Source organism: Pseudomonas sp. CAN1, assembly GCF_030462585.1.
Lineage (GTDB): Bacteria > Pseudomonadota > Gammaproteobacteria > Pseudomonadales > Pseudomonadaceae > Pseudomonas.
The window spans coordinates 16,727-29,310 of sequence record NZ_JASMRU010000017.1; the positions used below are offsets into that span (position 1 = coordinate 16,727).

General features: G+C 67.2%; 9 protein-coding genes. 5 read left to right on the plus strand and 4 right to left on the minus strand.

Annotated features, from left to right (window positions below; genetic code table 11):
• Positions 1 to 6: 6 nt before the first annotated feature.
• Genes QO207_RS20365 through QO207_RS20380 form a run of 4 tightly spaced genes read left to right on the plus strand, consistent with a single transcriptional unit; the run spans position 7 to position 6,028 of the window.
• Complete coding sequence (locus QO207_RS20365) at positions 7 to 1,794, plus strand: thiamine pyrophosphate-binding protein (protein ID WP_301534128.1); 1,788 nt, start codon at positions 7 to 9, stop codon at positions 1,792 to 1,794.
• Positions 1,795 to 1,812: 18 nt separating this feature from the next.
• Entirely contained in the window at positions 1,813 to 3,435 is a 1,623-nt protein-coding gene (locus tag QO207_RS20370) for an FAD-dependent oxidoreductase (RefSeq protein ID WP_301534129.1), read from the plus strand.
• A 29-nt stretch (positions 3,436 to 3,464) separates the two neighbouring features.
• On the plus strand, positions 3,465 to 4,349 hold the full coding sequence (locus QO207_RS20375) for a sugar phosphate isomerase/epimerase (RefSeq protein ID WP_301534130.1): 885 nt from the start codon (positions 3,465 to 3,467) through the stop codon (positions 4,347 to 4,349).
• 38 nt (positions 4,350 to 4,387) lie between these two features.
• Entirely contained in the window at positions 4,388 to 6,028 is a 1,641-nt protein-coding gene (locus QO207_RS20380; protein ID WP_301534131.1) for a GMC family oxidoreductase, read from the plus strand.
• A 58-nt stretch (positions 6,029 to 6,086) separates the two neighbouring features.
• On the opposite strand, the gene QO207_RS20385 is transcribed toward QO207_RS20380, so the two are convergent.
• Positions 6,087 to 7,106: a glycoside hydrolase family 3 N-terminal domain-containing protein gene (locus QO207_RS20385; protein ID WP_301534132.1), complete on the minus strand. Its 1,020-nt coding sequence runs from the start codon at positions 7,104 to 7,106 to the stop codon at positions 6,087 to 6,089.
• Positions 7,107 to 7,290: 184 nt separating this feature from the next.
• On the opposite strand from QO207_RS20385, the gene QO207_RS20390 reads away from it, so the two are divergent.
• Positions 7,291 to 8,373 carry a LacI family DNA-binding transcriptional regulator gene (locus tag QO207_RS20390; protein WP_301534133.1) on the plus strand — a complete coding sequence of 361 codons (1,083 nt, stop codon included), beginning with the start codon at positions 7,291 to 7,293 and terminating at the stop codon, positions 8,371 to 8,373.
• A gap of 6 nt (positions 8,374 to 8,379) precedes the next feature.
• On the opposite strand, the gene QO207_RS20395 is transcribed toward QO207_RS20390, so the two are convergent.
• The 3 genes from QO207_RS20395 to hisD all read right to left on the minus strand — a co-directional run bounded on the left by QO207_RS20395 (position 8,380) and on the right by hisD (position 12,447).
• Positions 8,380 to 9,645 carry an MFS transporter gene (locus QO207_RS20395; protein ID WP_301534134.1) on the minus strand — a complete coding sequence of 422 codons (1,266 nt, stop codon included), beginning with the start codon at positions 9,643 to 9,645 and terminating at the stop codon, positions 8,380 to 8,382.
• Between the two features lie 129 nt (positions 9,646 to 9,774).
• Entirely contained in the window at positions 9,775 to 10,953 is a 1,179-nt protein-coding gene (locus QO207_RS20400; protein WP_301534135.1) for a Gfo/Idh/MocA family protein, read from the minus strand.
• Positions 10,954 to 11,139: 186 nt separating this feature from the next.
• Positions 11,140 to 12,447 carry a histidinol dehydrogenase gene (hisD, locus tag QO207_RS20405; protein ID WP_301534136.1) on the minus strand — a complete coding sequence of 436 codons (1,308 nt, stop codon included), beginning with the start codon at positions 12,445 to 12,447 and terminating at the stop codon, positions 11,140 to 11,142.
• Between the last annotated feature and the right edge of the window lie 137 nt (positions 12,448 to 12,584).

Genomic DNA, 12,584 nt, shown 5'->3' on the forward strand with positions numbered 1-12,584 from the left:
ATCGACATGCCCAAACTGACCGGCAGCCAAGTGGTTGCCCAAACCCTGAAGAACTACGGCGTCGAGTACGTCGCCGGGATTCCCGGCCACGGCATCTGGACCCTCACCGACGCCTTCCTCGAAGAAGAGTCGAAGCTGAAGTTCATCCAGGTCTTCCACGAACAGAGCGCCGTGCACCTGGCCGACGGTTACTACCGCGTCAGCGGCAAGCCCATGGCCGCGGTGACTTCCATCGGCGCCGGCGCCAGCAACACCGTGATCGGCATGGCCACCGCCTTCACCGACTCCACCAGCCTGATGCTGATCACCGGCGGCCCGCCCACCCACATGCGCGGCCATGGCCTGCTGCAGGAGCTGGAGCGCTACACCGACAACGACTTCCCGAAGATCGCCGAGGCCGTCTCCAAGCGTCACTGGGTCGCCACCCGCGTTGAAGAGATGCCCTTCATCATGCACCGCGCCTGGAGCTCGATGATGACCGGCCGCCCGGGCCCGGTGCACATCGAGATCCCGATGGACGTGCAGGCCGAAGCCGCCGAGGTGAACCTGCATGCCATCGAGGAGCGCACCCCGGTCGGCAAGGTGTTCCCCGACCCGGCGGCGGTGGCCAAGGCCGCCGACGTTCTGCGCGAGGCCAAGCGCCCGGTCATGGTGATCGGTGGCGGCGTGATCACCGGCGAGGCCTGGAACGAAGTCCTGGCCCTGGCCGAGCTGTGGCAGATCCCGGTGGTGACCACCTGGAACGGCAAGAGCGGCTTCCCCGAGGACCACCCGCTGTTCGCCGGCAGCGTCGGCCAGACCGGCACCCTGTGCGGCAACGCCATGGCCTCCAGCGCCGACGTGATCCTCGCCGTGGGCTGCCGCTTCACCGACTGGTCGTCCTCCAGCTACGCCAAGGGCGTCACCTTCTCGATCCCGCCGGGCAAGCTGATCCACATCGACATCGACCCGCACGAGATTGGCAAGAACTACCCGGTGACCGTGGGCATCGTCTCCGACGCCAAGTACGCGCTGGCGCACCTGGCCGACGCCCTCAAGGGCCAGAGCGTGGACCGCAGCGACTACATGAAGGACCTGCTCGCCCGGCAGACCGAGTGGGAAGAGAAGCTGGCTACCCGCCGCGACTCCGACCGCTTCCCGTTCACCTCGCAGCGCCCGCTGGGTGCCCTGCGCAAGGTGTTCCCGCGCGACACCATCGTGGTGGTCGGCTCGGGCAACACCCAGGGCGCGGTCAAGCAGACCTTCCCGGTCTACCAGCCGCGCACCCACCTGACCTCGGGCGGCTTCTCGTCCATGGGCTGGGCGGTGCCGGCGGCAATCGGCGCCAAGCTCGCGGCACCGAACCAGCCGGTGGTGTGCATCCTCGGCGACGGCGACTTCCTGATGACCAACCAGGAAATCGCCATCTGCAAGACCAACGGCATCCCCGTGGTGTTCATCATCCAGAACAACGCCGGCTACATGTCGATCCGCGGCGGCCAGCGCAAGCAGACCAGCCGCCACATCGGCACCGAGTTCAACACCCCGGACGGCGAGCCCTACTCCCCGGACTACAAGGCCATGGGCGAATCCTTCGGCCTGCGCTCCTGGCGCGTGGAGCGCCCCGAGGACCTGGAACCCATCCTCAGGCAGGCGCTGGAGTGCAACGAGCCAGTGCTCATCGAAGTACCCACCGACCGCGACGCGGCCGGGCCCTGGGTACCGGGCTGGTGGGACTTCCCGATCCCCGAGTACATCACTGACGAACGTCAGGACGAGTACTGGGAACTGCGCAACTCCGAACAACACCTGTAAGAGGTGAGGAAGGCTCTGATGAGCGATCTGCTGTTTTCGACTCATTCAGCGCAGCAACCGGAACAGGGGGCGCCGGCCAGCCGGCGCTCCCTGTCGCTGGTCGAGCCTGATGAAAGCGGGCTGGTGACGTGCGATGTGGCGATCATCGGCTCGGGCATGGGCGGCTCCACCTTCGCCTATGCGCTGCGCAACCAGGGACTCTCGGTGGTGGTGATCGAGCGTGGCGACTTCCTGCCGCGCGAGATCCACAACTGGAGCGCCCAGGCGGTGTTCGGCGAAGGCCGCTACCGCAATGCCGAGCAATGGCTGGATGCCGACAATAAGCCCTTTGCCCCCGGCGTTTTCTATTACGTCGGCGGCAATACCAAATTCTACGGCGCCATGCTGCCGCGCTTCCGCGAGGCCGACTTCGGCGAAATCCGCCATGCCGAAGGCGTCTCGCCAGCCTGGCCGGTGAGCTATGCGGAAATGGAGCCGTACTACTGCGAGGCCGAGGCGCTGTACAAAGTGCACGGCAATGCCGGCGCCGACCCGACCGAGCCCTGGCGCTCGCAACCCTACCCGTGGCCGGCGCTGCAGCACGATCCGGCGCTCAGCGCCCTGGAAAGCGCCATGCGCCGCGCGGGCCTGCAGCCCTTCGCCATGCCGGCGGCGGTCGACTTCGGCGAAGAGCGCCCCTGCGTGCTCTGCTCCACCTGCGACGGCTACCCGTGCCTGGTGGACGCCAAGGGCGACGCCGAACTCTCCGCCCTGCGCCCTGCCCTGCAGCGCGACAACATGCGCCTGCTCAACCGGACCAAGGTCGAGCGCCTGCTGACCAGCGAAGATGGCAGCCAGGTCACCGAGGCCGTGGCCAGCCGCGATGGCAAGCCGGTGCGCATCCAGGCCGGGCGCTTCGTCCTCGCCTGTGGTGCGGTGAACACCGCCGCCCTGCTGCTCCGCTCCGCCAGCGAGCGGCACCCCGGCGGGCTGGGCAACAGCTCGGGGCAGCTCGGGCGCAACTACATGGTGCACAACAGCACCTTCCTGGTGGCGGTCGATCCGCGTCGGCGCAACGAGGTGATGTTCCAGAAGACCCTGGCGCTGAACGACTGGTACCTGCCGACCCGACACAACATGTTCCCCCTGGGCAACGTGCAGATGCTCGGCAAGATTCGCGAGCCGATGATCTCCGGCATGCGCCCCTGGGTGCCGAAGACGGTCTCGCGCTACCTCACCGACCACAGCGTCGACCTCTACCTGACCTCGGAAGACCTGCCCACCGCGCAGAACCGCATCGAATACGACGCCGAGCGCGATGCGATCAAGGTGTTCTGGACGCCCAACAACCTCCAGGCCCACGAACAGCTGGTGGAGAAGACCACCGCGCTGATGCGCTCGGCGGGCTATCCGCTGGTGCTCACCGAGCGCATGGGCATCGGCACCAACTCCCACCAGTGCGGCACGGCGGTGATGGGCGAGGACAGCAGCCGCAGCGTGCTGAACCGCGACTGCCGCATGCATGACCTGAGCAATGTGTGGGTCGTCGACAGCTCCTCGTTCCCCTCCTCCGCTGCGGTCAATCCCGCGCTCACCATCGCGGCGAACGCGCTGCGCGTGGCGCACGGCTTCCTGCATTCGGCAACCCGCGGCGATCACTGACCGCCCCAAGAAGAACAAGAGGAATCGCGATGAACATTTCCGGGCAAACGATGGCGCTGCATTCGACTGTTTCGCGCCACGGCACCCTGGCCACCGATGTCGACATCACCCGCCGTCTCGGCCTGCCGGCGCTGGAGGCCTCGGGCCTGAAGATCGCCAGCTACCTGGACGCCGGCTTCACCCACGCCGAGCTGAAGAACCTGCTGGGCRATCTGGACATCCCCGGTGTCGGCTACCTGGCGAACATCGAACGCCAGGGCGCCGAGGAACACGCGCTGTTCGCCGAGGCCGAAGCGCTGTTCACCCTGGCCCAGGCCGCTGGCGCCAAGGGCGTGCAGGTGCTCACCGGGCCGATCAACGTCGAGGCGGTGCGCGACTTCGAGCGCCAGGGCCGCTCGCAGCACTACGCCGGCCTGCTGGGTATCGATCTGCGCGAGCAGATGCTGCTGACGGCCAACAACCTGCGCCGCCTGGCCGACCTGGCGCAGGGCTTCGGCCTGACCCTGTACCTGGAAGCGCTGTCCTGGACCCCGCTGCGCGGCATCGACCACCAGGTGGAGCTGCTCGAACGCAGCGAGCGCGACAACCTGAAGATGGTCATCGACTTCTGGCACTGCCACACCTCCGGCGATACCCCGGACGACGTGGCGAAGATGGACAAGCGCCACCTCTACGGCGTGCACGTCTGCGACTCGCTGGCCTTCGCCGGCGGCATTCCCGACGAGGTGGTGCTGCGCGACGTTCCCACCGGCCAGGGCACCCTGGACCTGCAGGCCTGGACCGACGCCGTACTCGCTACCGGCTACCAGGGCTGGTGGAGCTGCGAGCTGTTCTGCCGCAGGCAACAGCAGCAGGACAGCTACGCGGTCGCCAGCGAGCTCAAGGCGCTGCTCGAACGCCTGCTGAGCCGATGATCCCCACCCCATTCCGTCACCAGGCTGAGAGAACTTTCATGGTTGACTACATCGTTATCGGCGGCGGCTCCACCGGCTGCACCGTCGCTTCGCGGCTGAGCGAGGACCCTTCCGCCTCCGTCGTGCTGTTCGAGGAAGGCCCGCGCGACCGCAGCCCCTACATCCACATCCCCGGCGCCTACTACAAGACCGCCCAGGGCCCGCTGCTCAAGCGCTACGAGTGGGAACCCCGCGACGACCAGGCGCGCACGGAAAAGCCGACCATGGTCCAGGCCAGCGTGCTCGGTGGCGGCAGCTCGGTGAACGCGATGATCTACATCCGCGGCGTGCCCCAGGACTATGACGGCTGGGCCGCCCAGGGCGCCGCCGGCTGGGGCTACCAGGACGTGCTGCCGTACTTCCGCAAGGCCGAGGACAACGAGCGTTTCAGCAACCCGGTGCACGGTACCGGCGGCCCGCTGGGCGTCTCCGACGTGCCCTACATCCACCCGCTGACCAAGGTCTGGCTCAAGGCCTGCCAGGAGTTCGGCCTGCCCTACAACGCCGATTTCAACAGCGGCGACCCGGCTGGCTGCGGGCTCTACCAGATCACCGCGAAGAACGGCCTGCGCAGCAGCGCCGCCAGCGCCTACCTGGCCCCTGCGAAACGTCGCGCCAACCTGTCGGTACGCACCGGCTGCCGCGTCGAGCGCATCCTCATGCAGGGCAACCGCGCCAAGGGCGTCGAGTTCATCGAGAACGGCCACCGCCAGCAGATCTTCGCCAACCGGGAAATCATCCTCAGCGCCGGCGCCATCAGCTCGCCGCGCCTGCTGATGCTCTCCGGCATCGGCCCGGCCGAGCACCTGCGCGAGCACGGCATCGAGGTCGTCAGCGACCTGCCCGGTGTCGGCCAGAACCTGCAGGACCACATCGAGATCTCGCTGGTCTACGAACTCACCGGCCCGCACAGCTACGACAAATACAAGAAGTCGTTCTGGAAGGCCATGGCCGGCCTGCAGTACGCGCTGTTCCGCAACGGCCCGGCGGCCTCCAACCTCATCGAGGGCGGCGCCTTCTGGTGGGGCGACAAGACCCAGGAAACCCCGGACGTGCAGTACTTCATGGTGGTCGGCGCGGGTATCGAGGAAGGCGTCGATTCGGTGCCCGGCGGCAATGGCTGCACCCTCAATCTGGGGCAGATTCGCCCGCGTTCGCGCGGCTACGTCGAACTGCGCGGGGCCGACACCAGCCTGCCGCCACGCATCGTGCCGAACTACTTCTCCGACCCTTACGACATCGAGGCGCTCACCGATGGCTGCATGGTCGGCGAGCAGATCATGTGCCAGGCGGCGTTCAAACCCTTCATCGCCCGCCGCCACGTGCCGGGCAACGAAGTGCGCAACCGCGAGGAGATGCGCAAGTTCTGCCTGGAGCAGGCCCATGCCGCGCTGCACCCAGCCGGTACCTGCCGCATGGGCAGCGACGCGGATTCGGTGGTCGGGCCTGACCTGCGGGTACACGGTGTCGAGGGCCTACGCGTGGCCGATGCCTCGATCATGCCGACATTGGTCTCGGGCAACCCGAACGCGGTGTGCATCATGATCGGCGAGAAGGCCGCGGACATGATCCAGAAAGGCCTGGCACTCAAGACCGACGCCGGCGCCCTGCGCCAGACCCTGCCTGCCGAATCGGCCTGACCGAGCATCCTTTCTGCGTTGCACTGCCACAGCCACCGGCAGTGCAACGCAGCTTTTTTCAGCCCCTGGCCGATGCCAGTTGCGCTGCCAGCGCCCTCACCCGCCGCGCCGCATCCAGCAGGCGTGCCTCGGTCATCTCGCCCTTCTCTACCGCTTCGGCCAGCGCCCTCGCTACCGAGTCCAGACCCGCCTCGCTGGAAAGCAGCAGCAGGTCGGCGCCCGCCCTGATCGACGCCACGGCGGTCGCCTCGATGGAGCGGCCACGGTGGATGCCCGGTGCGTCCAGGTCATCGGAGACGATCAGCCCGGTGAAGCCCATTTCATCGCGCAGCAGGGCAATGGTCGCCGCCGAGGTGCTGGAAGGTTCCTGCGCGTCCAGCGCCGGCACCAGCGCCGGGCCGACCATGATGGCCTGCACGCCGCCCGCGATCAGTTCGGCGAACACGCCCAGGGTGGGCTGCAGCTCGTCCCAGGAGCATTCGACGACTGCCTCGGCCACCGCCGGGTCCAGCGGCGTCACCGGGTGTCCGGGAAAGTGCTTGGCGACGGCGGCAACACCGGCCTGCTGCACTCCGCTGACGTAGGCAGCGCTGACACGGCTGACATCTTCCGCGCGGGTTCCCAGGGTGCGCTTCTGCAACCAGGGATTTTCGCCGGTGACCACATCGACGATGGGCGCGAGGAACAGGTTGACGCCCATGGCTCGGGCCGACTCGGCGACCGCCGCCGCCTGTTGCGTCAGCTGCGACGAACTCAGCTCGCGTGCCTCAGCAGCGCTGGGCAGCGCGGGGACCAGCCGGTGCAGGCGCTGGATGCCGCCCAGTTCCTGGTCCACGGCGATCAGCAGGTCCTGCCCGGCGAGCTCGCGGGCCTGAGCGACCAGTTGGCTGAACTGCTCACGGCTCTCGCTGCCCTGGCGCTCGGCCGACATCGCCCGCGCCAGGTATTCCGCGCGGGTCTCGCCCAGCAGCAGCGAACAGCCGCCACTGGCGAGGAAATCGCGGACGGCGCCATCCAGCTCCAGCCCGGCAAAGGCCGGCAGCAGGGTTGCGTAGGCGCTTTCCAGTAGTGTGCTCACGGTTTCACTCCTTTTCTCAGGTGACGACTTGGATGACGGATTCGGCAGGCCGGCGCCGCTTTGCGGCCGATACCCGGCCCTCAGGTGCGCTATGATCGCGCCGGGACTTCGCGGCCCGGGCAAGGCAGAAGCCGCCGGGGCCGAACAGGAATAAGCGCCACGCAAGTGGCTGAAGAGTGTGACGATGGTTTCGATGAAGGACGTGGCATTGGCCGCCGGGGTTTCCCAGCCGGCGGTTTCCTATGCCTACAACAAGCCCGGCAAGCTGTCGGTGGCGCAGCGCGAGCACATCCTCGCGGTGGCGGAGCAGCTCGGCTATCCAGGGCCCAACATCATGGGGCGCAGCCTGCGCTCGGGTAAGGTCGGCGCCATCGGCCTGATGGTGATGGACAAGCTCTCCTACGCCTTCGCCGACCCTTCGATGATCGCCCTGCTGCGCGGCATCGGCGAGATCGGCGAACTCTCCAACGTCGCCCTGACACTGTTCCCGCTGAACAACCAGCGCATCCGCAAGGAGGACGGCAAGCCCGGCAACACCAGCCTGGCGGTGCGCGGGCTGGTGGACGGTCTGATCATCCCGACCATGCCCGACGACCATCCGATGGTGCGGGCAGTGATCCAGCAGCGCATTCCCTACGTGGTGGTCGATTCGCCGATGATCGACGGCGCCCATTACGTCGGCATCGACGACCGCGGCGCGGCGCGGCAGCAGATGCGTCACCTGCTGGAGCTGGGACACCGGCGCATCGGCGTCATCGTCGACCGTCTCAACCCCGACAATCACCGTGGCGAGGTGGACTTCAAGCGCTTCAGGTCGTCCACCGAGATGATCGTGCGCGAGCGGCTCACCGGCTACGTCGAGGAAGCCGCAGAAGCCGGCCTGGCATTCAGCGATCTTCATGTCTTCGAGGCCGGCGGCTTCGACTCGACGGTGGGCCAGGCGGCCGCCACCAGCCTGCTCAACCAGTACGCTCCCACCGCCATCGTGGCCTGCTCGGATGTCATGGCGCTCGCCTCTATCAGTGCCGCGCAGGCCTTGCAGATGAAGGTGCCGGACGATCTGTCGGTGATCGGCTTCGACGATATCGCCGAGGCCGGCAATGCCGGCCTGACCACCATTCGCCAGCCGCTGGTGGAGAAAGGCGTCTACGCCGCGCGCTTCCTGGTGGACATCCTCAACACGCCGCCCGCCAAGGGCGACGAGCCCAAGCGCAAGATCTTCCAGACCCAACTGGTGGTGCGCACCTCCACCCGCAAGGTCGACTAGCCACCGCTAGTGCGCCGGCAGTGAGGTTGACGCCCCGCTGCCAGCCGGCGATGACACGTGGGCGCGCATCAGGATCGGGCTGAAGATCGCCAGCAGGCCGAGCAGGATCAGCGGCGCATAGAGCAGGTACCCGAGGCCGAAGTAGTTGACCACCGCGGCGATCCCCGCCGGCCCCACCAGCATCCCGGAGTAGCCGATGCTATTGACGATGCCGATGTTGCGCCCGGCATGGGCCGGGTCCTTGCGCCCCGCGCTGGAAAGCATCAGCGGGGCGATGCAGGCCAGCCCCAGGCCGTAGAGAGCGAAACCGATCAGCCCCGCCAGCGGCGTGCCGCCAACGATGGTCACGAGCAGGCCGGCTACCGCCACCAGGCCGCTGCAGAAGACCATCTGCGCCGCGCCGATGCGCTCGGCGATACGGTCGCCGACGACGCGGCTGAAGCACTGCGCACCGATGAACACCGAGATCGCCAGCCCGGCCTCGGAGGCGCTGGTGCCCAGCTGGCGGCGTACATACTCCTGGCCCCAGTCCGAGACCGCGCCTTCACCGATGATGCTGCCCAGCAGCAGGACGCCGAAACCGACCATGATCAGGATGATCTGCCAGTTCCGCGCGGAACTGGCCGGGCTAGCCGCATCGCTGGCTGCGGCGGCCACGTCCAGGGCCGGCGCCTCGCCCTTGTCGAGCAGGAAGTGCCCGGTGACCAGGCCGATCAGTAGCATCGCCAGGCCCAGCACGGTGAAGGGCACCGCGGCGCTGCTGGTGTAGTGGCTGGCGAAGTAGCTGCCGACTATGCCGATGAGGAAGCCACCGAAGGAATAGAAGGCGTGGAAGGCCGACATGATCGGCCGCTGGTAGAAGCGCTCGACCTGCACCCCGTGGGAATTCAGCGCGGTATCGATGGCCCCGCGGAACAGCCCGAGCACGCCACCAAAGGTGACAGCGAACCAGAAGTGGCTGACGTAGCCCATGGGGATGATCGACAGCGGATAGGCGATGGCGGTGGCATAGATGACCTTGCGCGCGCCGAACGCATCGACGAAGCGCCCCACGGCGATGCAGCCGATGGCAGCGCCGACGCCGATACTCAGCGCGATCATGCCGAAGTCCACGTCACCGAGGCTGCCCGACAGGCCCATCTGCTCGCGGAAGGCCGTCACGCCGGTGGACCAGATGTACATCATGGCGCCAATCATCATGAAACCCGCGAAGGTGGCGATGCGCGCCTTGCGGATGCGTGGAGTGACCAGGTTGTTGTTTCTCTTGTTCATCTTGTTTTCAACAATTCCGTAGCACAGCTGAAGACTAGTTGGCCCTTGGGCCACAAGCCGTTGGTTGGTACCTGCGGACTCGCTCCTGGGTCCTGCAGGCACTCATCTTGGTAAAGGGCGGCCGGCCGCTCACTCCGCGTCGACCGTGGGCAGCTCCACCCACGAGCGCTCCTGGCTCGATTGCAGGCAGGCATGGCAGAACTGCACGCCCCGCGCTCCTTCGGCAATCCCCGGAAGTGGTGCACTTCCGATGCCAGGTCGCAGCTCGTCCGTCGCCATGGCCTCGGCGAAATCCGCGTAGAGCACTGCCAGCGCTTCGAGATAGCCTTCGCTGCAGCCGGCGGGAAGACTGCTGCTGGCCCTGGCATGGGGGTGGTTGTCCGCCTGGCCACGCCGGTAGATACGCTCGGCGCCGTCCACCGGCCGCACATGCAGCGTCTCCGGTGTTTCCTGGCGCCACTCCAGCGACGCCTTGCTGCCGATCACTCGCAGGCTCAGCCCATTGCGATGGCCGGGCGCGGCAAAGCTCAGCCACATCAGGCCGTCGGCGCCGCCGTCGAACTCCAGCTGGGCGACGCAATGGTCATCCATCGGCCAGCCGGGCACCCGTGTCGAGAGGTTCGCATTGAGCCGGCGGCAGCGCTGGCCGGTGACTAACTCCATGAGGCTGAAGGCATGGGTGCCAATGTCGCCGACCACGCTGGTCGGCCCCGCCTTGGCCGGGTCGCCGCGCCAGGCCAGGCTGTCGCTCAAACCCTCGGAGCCCTGGCAGAGCCATTCCAGCAGGTACTCGGCCTGCACGAAGCGGATCTCTCCCAGCTCGCCGGCGAGGATGCGGCTGCGCGCCTCGCGGACCATCGGGTAGCCCAGGTACGTGTAGGTGACGCCGAAGAAGGTCGGTTGCCGACGGACCAGCTCCAGCAGTGCGTCTACCTCGCCCAGGCGGTTGACCAGCGGCTTGTCGCAGATCACCGGAATCCCGGCGGCGAGGAACGCCTGGCACGCCTCGAAGTGCAGGTGGTTGGGCGTCACCACCACGACCACATCGATCGTGTCGCGACGGCCACGCTCGGCAGCGGCCATGGCCTGCACCGATGGGTAGATACGCTCGTCATCGATGCCCAGCGCCCTGCCCGCCTCCCGAGATTTTGCCGGCGACGAGGAGAACACCCCGGCGGCCAGTTCGAAGCGGTTGCACAGGCGCATGGCGGCGCGGTGGTAGCTGGCGAAATAGGCGCCTTCACCGCCGCCGATCATCCCTGCGCGCAAGCGCGGCTTCGCCGGTATGTCGGCGGTCAGGTTGGGCATGACTGGTTCTCCAGGCTGGGTGGCTGGATGTTGCGGAAAACCGCAGAGCGCCGAAGCGCCCCGCGGGTAGCGTGAGTCGGCGCAGGCCCCGGCCCCGGAACACCCCGGCTCACACGTACTCTTCCCAAGTACTCTTCACGCGCGCTCTTCACACGTGCGCTTGCGTTGCTCCGCAGGCGGCCGTGCTCAGAGCGCCGGCTCGCCGAAGGGCACGTCCTTGTGGCCGTAGCGGCGCACGCGCAGGTTGGCCTGCTCGGCATGGCCGACGAAGCCTTCCATCAGGCACAGCCGCGAGCAGTACTCGCCGATCAGCGCCGAGGCCTCGTCGGTCAGTACGCGCTGGTAGGTGCAGGTCTTGATGTACTTGCCGACCCAGAGCCCGCCGGTATAGCGCGCGGCCTTGTTGGTGGGCAGCGTGTGGTTGGTGCCGATCACCTTGTCGCCATAGGAGACGTTGGTGCGCGGGCCGACGAACAGCGCGCCGTAGTTGCTCAGGTTCTTCACGAAGAAGTCGTCATCGCGCGTCATGATCTGCACATGCTCCGAGGCGTATTCGTCGGAGTAGCGCACCATCTCCTCGAAGGACTCGCAGAGGATGATCTCGCCGAAGTTCTCCCAGGCCTCGCCGGCGATGGCCGCAGTGGGCAGCAGCTCCAGCAGGCGGGCGATTTCCTTCAAGGTGTCTTCGGCCAGTTCGCGCGAGGTGGTGAGCATCACCGCCGGGGAATCCTTGCCGTGCTCGGCCTGGCCCAGCAGGTCGGTGGCGCAGAGTTCGCCGTCGACGCTGTCATCGGTGATCAGCAGGGTTTCGGTGGGGCCGGCGAACAGGTCGATGCCGACGCGGCCGAACAGCTGGCGTTTGGCTTCGGCGACATAGGCGTTACCGGGGCCGACGATGATGTCCACCGGGTCAATGCTGTCGGTGCCGATGGCCATTGCCGCCACTGCCTGGATGCCGCCCAGGCAGTAGATGGCATCCGCGCCGGCCAGGTGCTGGGCAGCGACGATGTAGGGCGCGGGTTGGCCCTGGAACGGCGGCGCAGCCGTGACGATGTTGCGTACTCCGGCGGACTTGGCGGTGACGATGGACATGTGCGCCGAGGCCAGCAGCGGGTACTTGCCGCCGGGCACGTAGCAGCCCGCGGCGTTGACCGGGATGTGCTTGTGGCCGAGCACCACGCCAGGAATGGTCTCGATCTCGCAATCGAGCATCGACGCACGCTGGGCGTCGGCGAAGCGGCGCACCTGGGCCTGGGCGAAGAGGATGTCATCGCGCTCACGGTCGGTCAGCCGGGCCATGCACTGCTCGATCTCGCTATCGCTCAGGCGGTAGTCGCTGCGGTCCCAGCCGTCGAATTTCACTGACAGCTCGCGCACCGCTGCATCACCGCGCTTCTCGATGTCCAGCAGGATGTTCGATACGTCTGCCTTCAGCTTGTCGTTGGCCGCGACCCGTTGCTCGGTCGGCTTCGCCTTCTTGATCCACTCAGCCATCACATTCACCTTTTCTTGTTGGCGCAGCCTGGCCCTGGCGCGAAGCCAGAAAGCACCATCTGCGATCTGCCTGATCGAGGAGGCTGCAGCCTGGCTGGCGGCAGCCGCTGGATGCGCACGCTCAGTCGTCCTGCCGG

Coding starts and splice junctions, on each gene's coding strand:
- QO207_RS20365 (WP_301534128.1), top strand. CDS start 7: ATGCCCAAACTGACCGGCAGCCAAGTGGTTGCCCAAACCCTGAAGAAC.
- QO207_RS20370 (WP_301534129.1), top strand. CDS start 1,813: ATGAGCGATCTGCTGTTTTCGACTCATTCAGCGCAGCAACCGGAACAG.
- QO207_RS20380 (WP_301534131.1), top strand. CDS start 4,388: ATGGTTGACTACATCGTTATCGGCGGCGGCTCCACCGGCTGCACCGTC.
- QO207_RS20390 (WP_301534133.1), top strand. CDS start 7,291: ATGGTTTCGATGAAGGACGTGGCATTGGCCGCCGGGGTTTCCCAGCCG.
- QO207_RS20395 (WP_301534134.1), bottom strand. CDS start 9,645: ATGAACAAGAGAAACAACAACCTGGTCACTCCACGCATCCGCAAGGCG.
- QO207_RS20400 (WP_301534135.1), bottom strand. CDS start 10,953: ATGCCCAACCTGACCGCCGACATACCGGCGAAGCCGCGCTTGCGCGCA.
- hisD (WP_301534136.1), bottom strand. CDS start 12,447: ATGGCTGAGTGGATCAAGAAGGCGAAGCCGACCGAGCAACGGGTCGCG.